This is a genomic window from Sediminibacterium sp. FW305-C-49 (genome assembly GCF_058231085.1).
Genome location: NZ_JBIQXS010000001.1, coordinates 536,534 through 555,724, shown reverse-complemented (window position 1 = coordinate 555,724; position 19,191 = coordinate 536,534). Strand labels below are relative to the sequence as shown.

8 protein-coding genes are annotated in these 19,191 nt (G+C 41.0%); 4 read left to right on the top strand and 4 right to left on the bottom strand.

From position 1 onward, the window contains the following. Window positions 1-7: 7 nt before the first annotated feature. Window positions 8-994, bottom strand: coding sequence for a LacI family DNA-binding transcriptional regulator (locus ACH3Z1_RS02285; RefSeq protein ID WP_490820219.1), 987 nt, complete (start codon window positions 992-994; stop codon window positions 8-10). 298 nt (window positions 995-1,292) lie between these two features. Between ACH3Z1_RS02285 and ACH3Z1_RS02280 the strand changes: the two genes are divergently transcribed. The 4 genes from ACH3Z1_RS02280 to ACH3Z1_RS02265 all read left to right on the top strand — a co-directional run bounded on the left by ACH3Z1_RS02280 (window position 1,293) and on the right by ACH3Z1_RS02265 (window position 13,089). Further along, window positions 1,293-4,355, top strand: a complete 3,063-nt coding sequence (locus ACH3Z1_RS02280; protein ID WP_490820218.1) for a SusC/RagA family TonB-linked outer membrane protein — start codon at window positions 1,293-1,295, stop codon at window positions 4,353-4,355. A gap of 18 nt (window positions 4,356-4,373) precedes the next feature. Further along, window positions 4,374-5,987 carry a RagB/SusD family nutrient uptake outer membrane protein gene (locus ACH3Z1_RS02275; RefSeq protein ID WP_490820217.1) on the top strand — a complete coding sequence of 538 codons (1,614 nt, stop codon included), beginning with the start codon at window positions 4,374-4,376 and terminating at the stop codon, window positions 5,985-5,987. A 337-nt stretch (window positions 5,988-6,324) separates the two neighbouring features. Further along, a complete protein-coding gene (locus tag ACH3Z1_RS02270) occupies window positions 6,325-9,621 on the top strand; it encodes a VCBS repeat-containing protein (protein ID WP_490820216.1) in 3,297 nt (1,098 codons plus the stop codon). Window positions 9,622-9,747: 126 nt separating this feature from the next. Further along, window positions 9,748-13,089, top strand: a complete 3,342-nt coding sequence (locus ACH3Z1_RS02265; RefSeq protein ID WP_490820215.1) for a VCBS repeat-containing protein — start codon at window positions 9,748-9,750, stop codon at window positions 13,087-13,089. A 110-nt stretch (window positions 13,090-13,199) separates the two neighbouring features. Here the strand turns inward: ACH3Z1_RS02265 and ACH3Z1_RS02260 are convergent, their stop codons facing one another. The 3 genes from ACH3Z1_RS02260 to ACH3Z1_RS02250 all read right to left on the bottom strand — a co-directional run bounded on the left by ACH3Z1_RS02260 (window position 13,200) and on the right by ACH3Z1_RS02250 (window position 19,184). Further along, on the bottom strand, window positions 13,200-14,126 hold the full coding sequence (locus ACH3Z1_RS02260) for a hypothetical protein (RefSeq protein ID WP_490820214.1): 927 nt from the start codon (window positions 14,124-14,126) through the stop codon (window positions 13,200-13,202). A 184-nt stretch (window positions 14,127-14,310) separates the two neighbouring features. Continuing rightward, the gene (locus tag ACH3Z1_RS02255) at window positions 14,311-15,630 is read right to left on the bottom strand and encodes a vanadium-dependent haloperoxidase (protein WP_490820213.1); all 1,320 of its coding nucleotides are present in this window, start codon (window positions 15,628-15,630) and stop codon (window positions 14,311-14,313) included. A 5-nt stretch (window positions 15,631-15,635) separates the two neighbouring features. Continuing rightward, a complete protein-coding gene (locus ACH3Z1_RS02250; RefSeq protein WP_490820212.1) occupies window positions 15,636-19,184 on the bottom strand; it encodes a VCBS repeat-containing protein in 3,549 nt (1,182 codons plus the stop codon). Window positions 19,185-19,191: the final 7 nt, after the last annotated feature.

Here is a 19,191-nt window from a genome sequence, read left to right as displayed (position 1 = left end):
GCGCCCCTTACAGCGAGCCTCCTTGCACCAATACTGCATCAACCAGCAATTCTTTGGCTTCTGTTTTTCCGTTGATGCAATCGAGCATATGCGCGAAAGAGAGACGGCCCAGCTTTTCACCGCTTGTTTCAATGTAGGTAATCTGCGGATGAAATAGTTTGGGAATGGTACCATTGCTGATGGTAAGCAAAGCAATATTATCGGGATAACGCAATCCTTTTTCCTGTATGGTTTTTAAAACACCAATCAATACTTCATCACTCATACAGAAAATAATATCGGGTAAGTGTTTGTTCAGCATTTTGTGAGAAATGGTTCTGGCTTCTTCCGAATGACGGGCATGTTCAATCAGTAACTGAATGTTCGGGTGAGCCTGAAAAGCTTTTTGCAAAGCCGCTTCTCTTTTTTTTGTGATCGATAATTGCGGGTTACCAAAAATGGCCAGAATGGATTGATAAGGATGTTGCAAAATCAATTCTGCGGCCAGTTCGGCACTTTTTTCATCGGCCATGCAAATCTTATGCAGGTTGGGTTCCTCCGGTACATTATCAAAAAATACAACGGGAATATCGAGGTCTCGCATGCGTTCAAACCCCTTCATATCTGTTGTGGATGAGGACAGGCAGACAAAAACACCCGATACACGGTTTTGACGAAACAGTTTCAGGTTTTCCAATTCTATGGCGGGATCGTTGCCCGATTGTAAGATCATAACCGAATAACCCTGTTTACGGGCATCTTCTTCCACTGCTGCAATAAATGTTTCATAGAAATAATTGGAAACGGTGGGTACCATTAACCCTAAAAGCTTACTGTTTTTTGTTCTGAGTTGAACGGCGCTGGCATTGGGTTCATAATCAAGTGTTTCGGCCAGTTCAATCACTTTTTGTCTGGTTTTCAAGGAAATATCGGGGTGATGCTTTAAAGCTCGTGAGACGGTCGAAATACTGATTCCCAGTATTTCGGAGATTTTTTTAAGTGTCGTATTCTGCATAACAGGGTTAGTTTCGAAAGTTGAATGTAAATAAATTTCCACAACAAACATTTCCGCAAACCTTTGCGTAAATGTTTTTAATATCCTTAATCTATTGATAATGTGGTATTTATATCTATAAGGGAAGTAAAAATTCGTCAAAATCTATCAAATCGAGCATCTTTTTGCCGTTAATTTTGGTCTTATAATGGGTACGGGTATCATTTTTCCCAGAAAAGCAGAAAATTTTAAGAAAATATTTTGTTTCTGAAAAAAATGTGTACTTTGTACACGCTTAATAACCAATAAACTGCCATTTATGAACCTTTCGAAGCTTGTCAGGCCCACGCTTGTGGGTTTACTTGCTTGCGTATTTACCCTATTCGCGCAGGCACAAACGAAAACGGTTACTGGTAAAGTAACCGACTCCAAAGACGGATCGCCATTGGCTGGTGCATCTGTTTTAGTAAAAGGATCAACCACTGGTACACAAACCGGTGCCGATGGTACTTTTAGAATTTCCGTTCCATCATCAGCAAGAACATTAACTATTTCCTTTTCAGGATATAGCTCTGCCGATGTGAACATCTCTTCATCCAATACTGCCAATGCCTCGCTTACTGCAACTGCAGATGCGTTGACTGATGTGGTGGTAATTGGTTATGGTACCAGAAAATCGAAAGATGTAACTGGTTCTGTTTCCCGTGTAACTGAAAAAGACTTTAACAAAGGTCAGATCGCTTCTCCTGAGCAATTATTGCAAGGTCGTACAGCGGGTGTACTTGTTACGCCTTCAACCGGTGAACCCGGAGCTGCTGCCACTATCAATATCAGGGGTACCGGTTCTATCAGTGGTGCACAGGAACCTTTGTATGTAATTGATGGAGTACCCTTGATCCAGGGTGGTACTCTCGGAACCAATGGTAGTGGTGTTGAAGGTGGTACTTCAGCGAAAAACCCACTTATCTTCCTGAACCCAACCGATATTGAAAGCATTACGGTATTGAAAGATGCCTCTGCTGCAGCTATCTATGGTTCAAGAGGTGCAAATGGTGTAATCCTCATCACTACCAAACAAGGTAAAGGTGGTAAGGGTGGTGTATTCTCTTACGGCGCATCAACAACCATTGCCAACACAGCACGTCGTTACGACCTGATGAATGCACAGGATTTCTTATTGGCCGCCAAACGCGCCAATATTGATGGTGGTGCAGACCCTATCGCAGCAGGTGCAGCGGTAGCAAGTATCGACAAAGGTGCCAATACCGACTGGCAGGATGAAATCTTCAGAACAGCTATTTCTAACAACCATAACCTGAGCTGGTCAATGAGCAACAAAGGAACTACTGCACGTTTAAGTGGTTCTTACGACAACCAGGAAGGTATTGTTAAGAATACTGGTTTGAAAAGATTAACCGGTCGTGCCAACCTCGGTCAGAAATTATTAAATGATAAATTGAAGCTGGAAGCAAATGTTACGTTCTCTAAAACAGAAAATTCATATGCACCGCTTTCTAATAACGCAGGTTACCAGGGTAGTTTGTTAGGTGCTGCTTTGCAGTTCAACCCAACCAACCCTGTTTATAATCCTGATGGTTCATTTTATCAGCCGGGTGATCAGCGTAACCCAAGTCAGATGCTGGCTTATTTCACTGATAATGATGAAATCAAAAGATTCCTCGGAAACTTCTCTGCCAGCTACCAGATTACCAAAGACCTGAACTATAAAGTAGTACTGGGTCTGGATAATTCTAAAGCGGAAAGAATTTCTTTCGCTGACCCACGTCTGGGTACAGGTGCATATGGTGGAACCATCAATGTATTTGGTAAAGATTATGGTAACCAGATACAGGGTAATGGTCGTACTACCAAACAAAACCTGGAAACCAAATCACAGTTGGTTGAACATTACCTGACTTTTGACAGAACTTTCAATAATAAGCATGCAGTGAATGCCATTGCAGGTTATTCATACCAGAGTTTTGAAAATCGTTACAAAGCTTCTTTTGGCTGGGGTGTAAAAACACCAGTAACAGGTCCGAAAGATGTTTTCGTAAAAGATTATGGTGCGTTCAATAACTACGCAAACTTTGTTCCTAACTACGATAAAAACGAATTGCAGTCAATCTTTGGTCGTTTGAACTATACTTATAACGACAAATACTTCCTGACTGTAACCGTAAGATCTGATGGTTCTTCTAAATTCGGTTCAAACAACCGCTATGCTACATTCCCTGCCTTTGCTTTCAAATGGAGAGTACTGGAAGAGTCATGGGCACAGAAAGTATTTGGTGGTTTCCTCAGCGATCTGAGCTTTAGAGTGAACTACGGTAAACTGGGTAGCCAGGATAACTTAGGTTCTTATGCAGCCCTGAACCTGCAGCAGACATTTGATGTAGGCGCTGGTCCGGTAACCCGCTTCATTCAGCAGGGTAATCCTAACCTGAAATGGGAAGAAGTGGCCACAACTGGTGTAGGTGTGGATTTCACTACCAAAGACAGAAGATTATCTGTAACCTTGGATTACTATAATAATAACAGAAAGAACATGTTGTTCTTTGCTCCCACACCTGGTGGATTTGCTCCAACCAGCAACTGGTGGATAAATTTAGATGGCAAAGTAATCAACAAAGGATGGGAAGCAAGTGTTAACTATCGTGCTATCCAGGGTAAGAAATTTAGCTGGGATATCAACTACAACATGACAACCGTAAGTAATAATATTGAAGGTCTGCCTACACCGATCAACACTGGTGCGGTAAGCGGACAGGGTCTGACAGGTGCATTTGCACAAACCCTGACCAATGGATCTCCAATCTTTACATGGTCAATGCCAGTTTTCAATGGCTTTGATGGTAATGGTAATGCCCGTTACGGAAACGGTGCGTCTAACCAATTGGTTGGTTCTGCCTTACCTAAGTTTTTTGCAGGTTTAACCAACAACTTCTCTTATGGCAGATGGAACCTGAGTGTGTTCATGAACGCAATCACTGGTTTCAAAGTATATAACAATACAGCCAATGCCCTGTTCCTGAAAGGTAGCTTGCGCAATGCCCGTAATGTTATTTCTTCTGTTGGTAACGGACCTGAGAATCCATTCAACCCAGGATCTGTATCAACACGTTTCCTGGAGAAAGGTGACTTTATCCGCCTTGCTAACGTAAACCTGAGTTATGCATTCAACCTGAAGAAAACAAGTCTCTTCAAATCATTGTCTGTATATGCATCTGGTCAGAACCTGGCATTGATTTCAGGTTACTCTGGAATCGATCCTGAGGTGAACGTTGATAAGAGCATCAATGGTATCCCTTCTCGTGGATTTGATTATACGCAATATCCAAGACCAAGGGTAATTACTGTAGGTGTAAATGTTGGATTTTAATCAATAAAAACTGCCGAAATGAAAAATATAATTAAAAGTAAGTTTATACCGGTGCTTACCGCTGTAACTGTACTTAGCATATCATGCTCCAAGCTTGATCCGAAGCTGGAAGCACCCAATTCAATTGCTCCTAATGCGAGCAGTGGAGCACCTACTCCGCCATCAATTGCTGCGGTGTACGAACAATTAAACCAATTGACCGGTGGTCAGGGTAACTGGTTCGGTTTACAGGAACATTCTACCGATGAGATCATGGGCCCAACACGTGGTACCGACTGGGATGACTTTGGTACATGGCGTCGTCTGCATCTCCATACCTGGGGACCAGACCATAACCAGATCAACGATACCTGGAATGGTTTGAACGGTGCATTGTTCCAGACAACATTGATTGCTGAAACAGCAACCGGCTTAACAAAAGCAGAAGGACAGTTTCTCCGTGCATACTTCCGTTTCCTGACCTGTGATATTTATGGACAGGTTCAAACAAGACCAGCAACTGCTGCTGCGAATGTGGTTCCGGATGTTATGACAAGATCTGCAGCCATTGATGCCATCATCACTGAACTGGAAGCGGCTGTACCAGGCTTACCTGCTTACGATAGAAATAACAGGGGTCAGGCTACCAAAGAAGCAGCTTATGCATTGCTCGCAAAAGCATACCTGAATAAAGCAGTTTACAAGCAGGCACCTACATCACCAGCAGGCCCTTATACATTTGCTGCTGCTGATATGAATAAAGTGATTGAGTATTGTAACCTGGTAGCTGCAAACGTAAACCTGAGTCTCGATCCTAATTACTGGGATAACTTTAAATGGGATAATGGTACCGTATCGTCTGAAAACATCTTCGTTCGTAAACCGGGTGGAGATGCAAGAGCCGGTAATGGTGCAAACCTCGTATGGCAAACTTGTCAGAGCTGGCACTACAACCAACGTCCATCAAGCTGGAATGGTTTCGTAACACTGTCACAGTTCTACGATAGCTTCGAGGATGTTGACGTTCGTAAATCAACACCATTGGCTGGTTACACCAACCTGGTAGGTTCAAATGCCGGTTTCCTGGTAGGTCAGGCACGTGGTCCGGTTAAAGCCAATAACCCCAAAGAGCCAGGTGCCATCGGAGATCCGATCGGTAACCTGTACGACAGAAGTGGTAATCCATTGATCTTTACACGTAATGCTTCTATCTTCTTCAATGGAGAAGCAAGTGGTATCCGCGTAAATAAATTCCCACTTGATCCTACAACCATTAATGATGGTGCATGGGGTAGCGGTAATGAATTTCCGTTCTTACGTTTTTCAGATGTACGTCTGATGAAAGCTGAAGCATTATTAAGAGGCGGTACAACTGGTGCCAATGGTGAAACACCATTAACCATCGTAAACAGTATTCGTCTGGCAAGAAATGCTACTCCTGCAACTTCTGTTACACTTACATCATTATTGGCTGAAAGAGGTCGTGAACTCTACCTCGAAGGTCACAGAAGAACAGATATGATTCGTTTTGGCGTCTTCAACTCACCTGTTGAAGAAAGACCAAACGCATCTGATGCTTATAAAGTGGTATATCCAATTCCAACTACAGCATTGGCTTCTAACCCTAACCTGAAACAGAATTTCGGTTATTAATAGATGTGCGAGAATAGTTGTAAAAGCCGGTCAGAGAAAATCTGATCGGCTTTTCTTTTATACAGAAATGGATGAAAAGCTTTTGTTTAAACAGTAGGTCATCCACACATAACTCCCGTTCTCCCTGTTATAACTGTTTCGGAATGAGTAAACTAAAAATCGTTGTGGGTTTTTTACAGGGAGAAGAGGAGAACGGGAGTCGTTTATTAAGACAGGGAAAATTTACTTAAAAATAAAGCTGTTGTCAAAGCGCTATTTCTGATGTGTTTATTCAGTTTAATCCTGTCATTTTACATTATTTTAGCGTATGACGATGCTGAACAAAAAATGGCTGCTGATGGCTTGTATATGCTCCATAGTGGCCTGCAAAAATTCCGGGGAGAAAACTTTGTTTTCCCGTATTACCGACTCCAATATTAGTTTTAAGAATACACTCACCGAATCTGAATCATTTAACGTGTTCAGGTACAGAAATTTTTATAACGGTGGTGGTGTGGCTACAGGTGACCTGAACAACGATGGCCTGCCCGAAATTTTCTTTACAGCCAACCAGAGCAGTAATAAATTATACCTGAATAAAGGCAATTTGAAGTTTGAAGATATCACCAGTAAAGCAGGTATTACATTTAATAATGAATGGAGTACTGGGGTGGTTTTTGTGGATGTGAATGCCGATGGCTGGCTCGATATCTATGTTTGTAATGCAGGCAATATGATGAACAAAGCACTGCGAAAAAACAAACTCTATATCAATAACAAAAACCTCACGTTCACAGAAAAAGCACAGGAGTATGGATTGGATAATGACGGTTACACCACTCATGCATCATTCTTTGATTATGACCTGGATGGTGATCTCGATTGTTTTCTGGTGAATAACAGTCCCATTCCTGTAAATACACTCAATTATGCCAATATGCGGAGTGTGCCGGATGCAGAAGCACCTTATGCGGAGTTTCTCAAAGGAGGTGGAGACCATTTATACCGAAACGATCATGGAAAATATACAGATGTAACAAAAGAAGCGGGAATCTATGGTAGTATCATCAGTTTTGGATTGGGTGTAACAGTGGGTGACATCAATCTTGATGGCTATCCGGATGTATATGTATCGAACGATTTTTTTGAGAAAGATTATCTCTATATCAACCAGCGTAACGGCACATTTAAAGACGAAATTGAAGATCGTACACAGCATATCAGTTTCTCTTCAATGGGAGCCGATCTGCAGGATATCAATAACGACGGGAAGCCGGATATTTTTACAACAGATATGTTGCCAGGGGATGATTATCGGTTAAAAACCAACACATCTTTTGAAGGATATGACACGTATAAATTAAAACAGAACCAGGATTTCTACAACCAGTTTACACAAAATGCATTGCAGGTAAACAATGGAGATGGCAAGTTCCTGGAAACTGGTTTTTACAGTGGTGTTGCTGCCAGCGACTGGAGCTGGGGTGCTTTAATGTTTGATGCCAATAACGATGGCCTATCTGATATCATCGTCTGCAATGGCATATACCGTGATGTAACAGACCAGGATTTTATCGACTTTTTTGCCAATGATGTAGTGAACCAGATGATCTTAAAAGGGAAAAAAGAAGAGGTAAACAATATCATTGATAAAATGCCATCGGTTCCCATTCCCAATAAAGCATTTAAAAACCAGGGTAACCTCCGCTTTAGTGATGCGGGTAAAGAATGGGGTCTTGATGAACCTACTTTTTCAAATGGAGCATCTTATGCCGATCTGGATAATGATGGAGATCTCGATCTCATCATCAACAATGTAAACCAGGAAGCGCTGGTCTACAGAAATAACAGCAGAGATGATGCTGCTTCCAATTACCTGGCTGTACAATTACAGTACGCACATCAGAATCCGTTTGCAGTTGGAAGTACAATTAAAATTTTCGCAGCCGACCAGATCATCACAAGAGAACTCATACCAAGCAAAGGGTTTCAGTCATCTATAGAGTATAAACAAACAATCGGACTGGGCGCTTTTGCAGCAGATTCAGTACAGGTATTATGGCCCAATAAAACAGTAACAACCATTGTTAAGCCATCTGTTAACCAGTTACTGACCATTAAATATGATAACAGTAAAACCCGTGTGAATCTGTTTCAGCATGAATTACAACAGTCTACACTACTTACAGCAATAAACCTTCCATTCGATTCACATAAAGAAGATGAGCATGTAGATTTTTACCAGGAAAGAAATATCCCTTTCATGCTGTCAAAACAGGGTCCTAAAACTGCTGTGGCAGATATAAATGCAGATGGACTGGATGATATTTTTATCGGAGGAGCTGTTGGACAACCATCACAATTGTATTTGCAAACAGCTAACGGGTTTTCAAAAAAGCCGGTTGCAGATTTCTCGACCTTTACTTTTAATGATGTAACGGCTGCATTCTTTTTTGATGCAGACCAGGATGGAGATATGGATCTGTTTGTTGGAGGAGGCGGTAATTTTGCGCCAGCTTCATCCGATAAATACCAGCACCAGCTTTACCTGAATGATGGCAAAGCAAATTTCACATTACAATCGGGTAGCTTTCCTGTAAGCCATACCAATACAGGCGTTGCCATTCCATTGGATTATGATAATGATGGGAAGATCGATATTCTTGTAGGCAGCAGAAGTGAACCACAGAATTATGGTGTAGCACCCAAAAGTTTTCTGTTCCACAATGATGGTAACGCTCGTTTTACCGATGTAACAGAGAAAGTAGCACCCTTTCTGCAATCACTGGGTATGATAACCGGAGCTGCATGGACAGATCTGGATGCCAACCAGCAAAAAGAATTATTGATAGTGGGAGAGTGGATGTCACCCAAATTATATGGGTTCAACAACGGACAGTTTACAGAACGCAAAACGGGACTGGAAAATGAATCGGGCTGGTGGCAATCTGTAACCATTGGTGATCTGAATGCAGATGGTCATCCTGATCTCCTGTTGGGTAACCTGGGTCAGAATTTTTATATGAAACCCGATGCCAAAAACCCGGTGAAAGTCTGGATAAAAGATATTGACCAGAATGGTACCATCGATAAAGTCTTCAGTCATACACTCAATGGAAAAGAAGTGCCTGTATTTCTTAAAAAAGATATTACCGACCAGATTCCCTCTCTTAAAAAATCGAACCTTAAACATGCCGACTTTGCAGATAAAACCATCCAGCAGGTATTCAACGACGGATTAAAAGATGCAAGGGTATTAATGGTTAATAATGCTGCAAGCGGTATTGCTTATAATGATGGGAAGGGCAATTTTACATTCGAACCATTGCCCTTTATAGCTCAACTATCATCAGTGCAGGCATCTGTCATTAGCGATATTAACCAGGATGGAAAAAACGATATTGTACTGGCCGGTAATTTCTTCGATTTACTTCCACAGTTCTGTAGTATTGATGCCTCTTACGGACAGGTGCTACTGAATAAGGGGAACAAACAATTTAATCCAATAGCCTCGAATGGTTCTGGCTTGTCGGTAAAAGGACAGGTAAGAGATATTGCACAGGTAAAGCAGAAAAATAAAACAGGTTTATTGTTTCTCAGAAACAATGACACGCCTTTGTATTACCAGATCAACTCACCAGGAACAAAAAAATAACCATTGCAGGTACATCAATTACATGAAATGAGCCTCCGGAAAATTGATATAGACGACCATGTTTATTGTCGAATTCCATCCCGTTCTACGGGACAGGTTATGGCTCAAATCAATAGAAAGAAACACATGAAACAGAAATCGCTTTATAGTATCGTTGGCCTGTTGATGATATTGCTTGCAGGATGTTCCAATAAAAAATCATCTGCTGTATTTGCGCCACTCAGTCACGAAAAAACCGGACTTCATTTTAGCAATACATTACAGCCTACACCGGCATTTAATCTCTTTTCTTACATGTATTACTATAATGGAGCAGGTGTAGGAGCGGGGGATTTTAATAACGATGGGCTGATTGATCTTTTTTTTGCAGCCAATCAACAAAACAACACTTTATACATCAACAGCGGCAATCTGAAATTTAAAGACGTAACGAAAGAATCGCGTATACCTGCTGATGGAGCATGGAGTACAGGGGTTTCGGTGGTAGATATCAATAACGATGGATTACTGGATATTTATGTATGCCGGGTAGGACAATACAAAACATTGAAAGGAAAAAATCAGTTGCTGGTTTGTAAGGGTATTGGTCCTGATAAAATACCTGTTTACGAAGACCAGGCAGCAGCATATGGATTAGATTTCTCAGGTTTCAGTACACAGGCTGCTTTTCTTGATTATGATGCTGATGGTGATCTCGATATGTTTCTCTTAAATCATTCGGTCAACCATGATGGTAATTATGCACCAAGAGAAAACTTCATCAATACCTATGATTCACTGGCTGGTCAGCGTTTATACAGAAACGACCAGCGAACAGGTAAAGATGGTAAACCGGAAACATGGTTCACGAACATCACAAAAGAAGCAGGTATCAACGGCAGTAAAATAGGATATGGATTAGGCGTAGCAGTAGCCGATATCAATCTTGATGGATGGCCGGATATTTATGTGGGAAACGATTTTCATGAGAATGATTATCTCTACATCAACCAGCAGAATGGCAGATTTGCCGAACAGGGTGCTCAGCAATTAATGCATACAAGTCAGTTTAGCATGGGTGTGGATGTGGCAGATATTAATAATGACGCATATCCTGAAATTATTTCGATGGATATGCTGCCTTATGAACCGTATATGCTGAAACGTTCTATGGCTGAAGATGATTACAATATTTTCCAGCAGAAACTACAGTATGGGTACACGCATCAATACGCAAGAAACAATTTGCAGTACAATCGTAAGAATGGACATTTCAGTGAAATAGGTCAGTATGCAGGTATTCACGCCACCGACTGGAGCTGGGCTTCACTGTGGATGGATTTTGATAATGATGGATGGAAAGATCTGTTTGTGTCTAACGGCATTCCCAAACGAATGAATGACCTTGATTACATCAATTTTGTTTCGGGAAGCGAATTGCAGGAAAAACTAAAAAACAATGCCATCCAGGATAAAGACATAGCACTGATCAATAAATTCCCGGAAATTAAAATACCCAACCAGTTTTACAGGAACAAAGGCGATCTCTCTTTCGATAACCTCACAGACAGCATTGCAAACAACCTGCCCAGTTTTTCCAATGGTTCTGTGTATGCTGATCTGGACAATGATGGTGACCTTGACCTGGTGGTGAATAATATCAATGATCCGGTACTGCTCTACGAAAACAAAACCATTACTGACACCGTATCAAAAGATTTTGTACAGGTAAAACTTACGGGTAGTAACAGCAATAAAAATGCATTAGGTGCCAAACTTTTGCTGTATAGTAATCAACAGGTACAGAGTTATGACCATTTCCCTGTACACGGATTTCAGTCCAGCATGTTATTACCCATTCATGCAGGATTGAAAAATATTAAGATAGATTCAGCTTTACTGATATGGCCCGACAGAACTTACCAGTCTGTTCAATTAACAAGAGGAACCACTACACAGATCAGTTACCAGCCGGGTCTGCCCACGTTTAATTTTGAAAGACTAGCTACGACAAATGATAAAGCGCAAACAGTGCTGGAAGACATTACAGCATCAACTGGTATTAGCTATCGTCACCAGGAAAACCTGTTTAACGAGTTTGACAGAGAACCACTGATACCTCATATGATCTCAACCGAAGGCCCTGCATTGGCAGTAGCGGATATCAATCATGATGGACTGGAAGATGTATTTGTGGGAGCTTCAAAAGGATACACGAATGCGGTATATCTTCAAAACAAGAATGGCACATTCAGCAAATCACTACAACCAGCTCTTGCGCGCGATTCCATGTGGGAAAATGTAGATGCTCTATGGGTAGACGTAAACAATGACAAAGCCCTTGATCTGGTTATTGCCAGTGGCGGTAATGAGTATTATGGGGAAGATGAGCACCTTCAGCCACTCTTGTACCTGAATGATGGGAGAGGTAATCTTAGAAAAAAAGAAGTTGCTTTTCCGCGTGGAATGAATACGCAAAGCAAAATAATTGCCAACGATATTGATGGTGACGGATACGTGGACTTGTTTTTTGCCGGCCGATCTGTCACATATGCTTATGGAATGCCGGCACGCTCTTATCTCTTATTGAATGATGGCTATGGAAATTTTACCGATGCAACAGCGGCTTTTGCAAAAGCGTTAATACAACCAGGTGGATTGATTACCGATGCACAATGGGTTGACCTGAATAAAGATGGACAAACCGATTTGTTGGTTTCCTATCTCTGGGGTGGTATAGAAGCTTTTGTAAAACAAGGGAAGCAGTTTGTACAACAAACCATCACAAACAAAAAAGGCTGGTGGCAATCTGTTTATGCAGATGATATGGATGGAGATGGTGATATTGATATAGTAGCAGGTAATTTCGGAAACAACAGCCGTGTGAAAGCTTCTGAAAAATACCCGGTAAGAATGTATATGAATGATTTTGATGATAATGGAAGGGTAGAACAAATACTTACCTATTATGTAAATGGTACAGAAATGCCATTGGCAAGCAAACTCCAGTTGGAAAAATCAATTCCATTACTGAGAAAAAAATACCTGTATGCAGCCGATTTTGCCAAAGCCGATTTGAAACAGTTATTTGCACCACAAAAATTTGAAAAAGCCTATCAGTTAGAAGTCAACTGTTTTGATCATTTACTCTTAACCAATGATGGTGCCATGAAATTTACGGCAACAGCATTGCCATATGAGACACAGTTCAGTCAATTAAGATCAATTGTGCGTATAGAAAATAGCAAACAACCACAATGGCTCGCAATGGGTAATTTTTATGCCAATAATGTGGAAATAGGCAGACAGGATGCAGACTTTGGTAACCTGTTGTCTTATGAAAAAGGGAAGGGGATGAAGATCGTTGAATCAGCCATACCTACCATCACGGGTCAGGTAAGAAATGCAAAACCTATCACTATCAATAACCAAAAAGCTTATATCCTTGCCAGAAATAATGAGACTCCTATTGTTCTGAGGAAAAGATAAATCCTTAAATAGCTCTTGTTCTCACTTTCTCCCTGTTAATAAGTGTCATGCATAGATAGACTCAAAAACTGCTAAAACTTTTTAACAGGGAGAAAGGGAGAATGAGAGAATTATTGGAAGACAGGATAATTAATGGTTGTTACCCAGCTAGAGCTATCTGTTGTTAATCGATTACTGATCATTCTTTCAAAAGCAATGGCAGGAGAAGTTTTTCTGAAATCGTTTACATAAAACTGAACAGCCTGTCTGCATTTTTCAATAGTAGCAGGTCCGCCAATAACTTCTGCAACTACCAGATTACCCAGCATCATTTGTTTCAGCATGAATTTTCCATTACCGGGAACATCCTTGTCGGTCGCTACAGCAACCATTGCAGTGTATGATTTGTCATTTTCCTTTACAATATTGAGTATGGGATCATTCATTACTTTGCTGTTTTCAGAAAGAATGAAAGCCTTCACTTCATCAATCAGTTTATACAGTTCTGTATTATCAGGGTAATGGTCGAAATCCTGTTTGGCCGATACATAGGAAGAGTTGGGCACTTTACCCATTTTAATATCGAATCCATATACTTTCTTAACATCTGAAAGCGTAAGCTTTAACTGATCAAGCAAGTCAACAGCATTTTTTTCCGTGTCACTGGCTGACAGATATTGATAAACCCTTAGAAATGGGTTTGATGATAAATAAGTTGTAGCATTGAGTGTTATAGCAGTCTCAGCATTATAAGTGGCAATGGATTGCAGATCCAGATAAGAGGTATGATTACCCTCTGTTACGGTAGCTTTAAAACCGTTTAAAAGAATGGTGTTGATGATGATGGTTTGATTTTTAAAACTGATTGTACTATCATTGATAATGGTGCCGGGCCACCAGTTTTTCCACTGACCCTTGTTTACGATAACCCTTGATATACCATCGAAAGGAATGGGAGAGTTGACGGTTTGGGAAAATGTTTTTTCTTTTGGGAGAAAAAAGCCGACAATAAAAACGACAATGATGACAAAAAAAATAACAAGCAGGAATCGCTTCATAAGACAGACGAAATTTTAGCACCCAAATTTACCGATTACAAAGGAATAAAAATCGGTTTATTGAATTCCTCCATGTAATCTTCCCTTCTCCCTTTTTCCTTGTTAAATACACTTCGAATATTGTATACTTACCTGTGCAAGACTTTTATGAACAAGTGAAAGGCAGTGGGTAAGAAAGCATTGACTAATGTAAAAAAGTTTGATTATAATAGTTCCCGATTTGCTGCCCCTGTTTTTGACCATTCATTACAGCAGAACGATAGTGAATACCACCATACATCCGACTCATACTAACTTCATCTGAAGCCGATTCGATGGAGGAGAAACTTCGTTCCAGTCCAAGGTATTTTAGTTCGGTAGTATCATGAAAAGCCGTTCCTTTCCCGAATATGTTTGATAATACGGTTGCAGCGGCAGCAGAAATAACACTATGACCACTGCTGTATTCAGGGAAAGGGGGTGTTTGTAACAACGGGTTCCATTCAGAAGACAGGTATTCCCTGATCACCGTTACAGGACGCACGGTTTTACTGCTATATTTTTCTTCCCAGGTAGAAATAAAGCCATCAAAAATTGCAGCTGATGAAACAGCATAAGCCCTTGCAATTTCCAGCTCCGTTTTTTTCGACTGTTTACTGAGAATGGCAGTAATACCCATCCAATGTCCAACTGGTGTTGTTTTTTTATTGGCATAGGTAAGATGACCTTTGTGTTCTGAAACAAAAGGGTTGTCATCCCAGAAACGGGCAATCAGTTTTTGTTCGTCTGTGAGGCTTTTACTCATCTCATATACCTCCAGCACTTCTTTGTAATACTGGCTTGATGGATTCATATTGAATGCAGGTGGCCTTACCGGTTTAAACTGCGCAGCAGAATCCATTAATAAGGGCTGAATATATTTCCAGTTGGGTTCAACAGCTTCTTCATAATCTGGTGGTGTTTGTTGCCAGATACCGGTTTCTTTCAGTACACTGAATTTCGGCATACCCCTGGTAAGTTTATAACCATCTTTCGACGCCCTCTCTATAATAACGGCGGCTACTTTCTCTCCCCAGCTAACCGACTGAGAACGTATATCATCTTCAATACCTGAAAAATCTTCGAGTATCAATTCACTGCTTTTTCGGATACTATCTTTTGAAAAAACCAACACTTCAGCCACTTTCATGTAAGCTACAACAGCCGCTAGCCGGTAATCTATTTTTGTTTTAGTATCAGGCGCCTCAACAGTTTTAAATCCTTTGAGTGAACTGAGCATACTGCCCATATTCTTATCCATTGGCCTCAGGGCTTCATAATAGGCAATATTGCTATAAGCATACATCCTGCTGGCTACAGGAGGGCTGATGATATCATATACAATAACATCTGTTAATGCCTGAACACAGGCATGCTCCAGGTCTGCTCCTTCGTACTGTGCGCTTTTACTTCCTGTTTTACATCCGGTAAGGATCAAGCACAGACCGATACACACGGAAAGAAAACAAGTAATATGCTGTTTCATTCTGATCATGGTTTAAGTGATCTGCTTTTTGTGGTACCCGCAAAAATGTCTGCTGATACAATAAATGGATGGAGTGTAATAAACCTCGATGATTGCGAAAGAAACCCTTGTCCAAAAGGAAATTCTTCCCTGCGTTTACTGCCATCTTTCAGGTAAACAATGGCATGTGTTTCATTTGACTGTAGTTTAACAACAGACTGGTTTTTATTATTCGAACCAAACAGTTTAAGCATATCCCTGTTTTGTCCCACTGCAACCGCGGGCTGGTTTTGTACAATCAGTTCTACGAGTGCTCTTCCATTGGCTGGCGTATAAAAACCCGATTCGGGAATGGATAATGGCTGAAATTCTTTCTTACCCTTATTCATCAACAGCAATCCATTCAATGCATCCTGACGACCTAAATAAGCAGCCATCGAAAATTCATTACCGGTTAATACCAGGTCTGTCCATCCATCGCCGTCTATATCTCTTGCCGTAATACCATAGACCGGACCCATCTGGGCGGCAGGTGGTAAAGCATGTAATTCAAAATTCAACTTTCCTTTGTTTTCAATCCAGCAGCTTTGCAAATTGGTTGCAGTTGCTTTGAATGCATCTTTTAATACTTCAGGTGTAAACAACTGAGTCATTTCTGTTTTTGCATAAGCAGCATAATTGGGGAAACGTTCCTTCATTACACTCATCTCTCTCAATAAAAGATCTCTGCCCGCGATGGGAAATTCTTTTTTCTCACCTCTTACCGTAACAGGCAGCCAATGACTGAACAAAACGTCGAAACTGGAATTGTTATCAAAGTCTTTTGCATATGCAGCCAGTGGATATTGTTCAGAAGCCTGCAGGAAACCATTGGTTCCATAATTGCCCGCTACATAATCCATATCACCATCATTGTCGAGGTCTGCTGAAATAATGCTGTTCCACCAGCCTGTAGATTTTTCTAAAGCTGTTTTGGCTTTGCTGAAAGTAGTTCCGTTGTTTTTCAATAACTGAATACTGCCCCAGTCGGTAGTAACAAGTAAATCTGTTTTGCCGTCAGCATCCGCATCAGACCATACGGCTGCGGTAACCATACCAATATTCTGCAGTTCAGGAGCCACTTGTCTGGTCACATCTGTAAAAACAATTTTTCCTTTCTGAGCATCATTCCTGTAAATAAAACTGCTTGTGGGCATGGGATATCTGCCTGGTATTACCCTTCCTCCAATAAATAAATCAAGATCGCCATCCTTGTCATAATCGTTCGCAATGACACAGCTTTTGGTGAAACGGTTATTGGTAAAATCGGCGGTTATTTCCGAAAAATTTCCCTTGCCATCATTTACATAAAAATGATCGGTATAGGCTTTGGTCTGTGGCTGGTTCTCGGCACCTCCTGAAACAATAAACAGATCCAGATCACCATCACTATCTGCATCAAATAAAATGATACCCGCATCATCCTGGTATTGAGGTTGTGTATGACCCGGTAAATATTTTCTGATGAATTTTCCGTTAGTAGTTTGCATAAAAACCGAAGCATGAAAAGGGGAACCACCACCTGATACCAGGTCGTCGAGGCCATCGCCATTTACATCGCCGGCCGCCAGAGAAGGACCATACTGGGTTAGTTTGTGCAATAGCAAACGTTGTATATCAAAATCAATAAAATCAACTTCGGAAAATCCATAATTGATGCCTGCTTTTGAAGTAATATCATTGAACAAAGCATAGGCAGTAGTAGTGAATGGTGCTGTAAATGATTCAGCCTGGCCGGCAGAAAAGATAATCGTCTGGTTGCTGTTAATATTTTTTCGCAGTTCCGTTTTTCCATCGGGCCAAACCACTCTGATGGAATCAATATTTTTATTTTGACCAATACCAAAATGAATGGTTTGTTCTACTGTAGACAAATAACCTCTGTATGGAGAATGTTCCAGTATCTGGTGACCATCTTTTGTGTACACATGTACCCAGCTACCGATACCCGATTTATTTTGTGCCTTACCCTGTAAGGCGATACGGATATAATTGGATACTTTTTTTTGTTGCTGTTCTTTGTTCTCCAGTAAAGTAGCAGGCATATTGGTATTGTTGATTACCATATCCAGGTCGCCATCTTTATCAAGATCTGCATAAGCCATACCCGCAGAGAAAGTAGGAAAATCGATACCCCATTCTTTGGTGCGGTCAGTAAAACGCAGGTCGCCATTATTCTGGAATACATAATTACTGATCTTAACCTCTGGCAACTGTTTTAATACTTCTTCCAGTGGTGCATTGGCAACAGCATTGCCACGATAGGCCATAAAGTCTTTGTCAGACATATCTTTTGGCAGACCATTGGTTACAAACAAGTCTCTCCATCCGTCATTGTTTACATCAAACAGCAGTGGTGCCCAGCTCCAGTCGGTATGCGCCACACCACTGAAATAGGCAATCTCACTAAAGGCAGGTCGCTGAACAGAATCGTAACCTGCAGGCAAAAGTCCCTGGTTCAGTTGTAAAGTATTGCGAGGGTATTGATAGATATAACCATAACGATCACTGTTCTGAAAAGTCTGGTAACTGATATCAGAGTGCATCATTTTTTGCCTGTAGTTGTCAGCAGGCATCATATCGGTTTCAATGATATCGGCAAGGCCATCATTATTGATGTCTGCAATATCATTACCCATGGCATTTTTGCTGGTATGTTTCAGGTAAGCCGCACATTGGTCTGTGAAAGTGCCGTTGCGGTTATTGATGTAGAGGATATTATTCGACAGGTAATCATTGCTCACATAAATATCTTTCCATCCATCCTGGTTAATATCTGCGATGCTGATACCCAATCCATGTCCTTCAATTAAAATACCGGCTTTGGCAGAAACATCTTTGTATACAGGATGCTGAAGAACTGAATCAAAATTATTTTCCAGTAGTTTATCTGTGTTGGGCCAGCTTCCGTCTTTTCTGATGGGACGAAATTCATTTGGATAAGTGCCATCCAGATCGTTCACTAAAAGATACACATCCAGATCACCATCATTATCATAATCAAAAAAAGCAGCCATATGGGTATTGGATACATCTGCCAGACCGTATTCCGCTGCCATGTCTTTAAAAACAGGAATACCTGTAGACTGGTTCATTCCCTGGTTCACATACAATACATTCTTTCTTGCATTGCTGTCAGGAAGTACTGCTGCGCAAACATAGATGTCCATGAGGCCATCATTGTTGATATCGATAATACTGGCACCCTTGCTCCATTTGCCATTACCATTCACGCCCGACTGTTCAGTAATATCTTCAAATTTCAGGTTGCCTTTGTTCAGGAAAAGTTTATTGGAAGTTCTGTTGCCGGTAAAATAGATGTCGGGTAAACTATCATTATTAAAATCGCCGATACCCACACCGCCACCATTATAAATGTATTCGTAGTTCAATACATTCAGATCCTGGTTTTCTGTGATGAGGTTATTGAATTGTAGTCCTGATTTTTCCGGATCGACTTCTTTTAAAAGCGTAGTAGGTTGTGAGCATGACATGGCCATCATGCAAACGATTGCGGCAAGAAAAATGTGCTTCATACAGGGT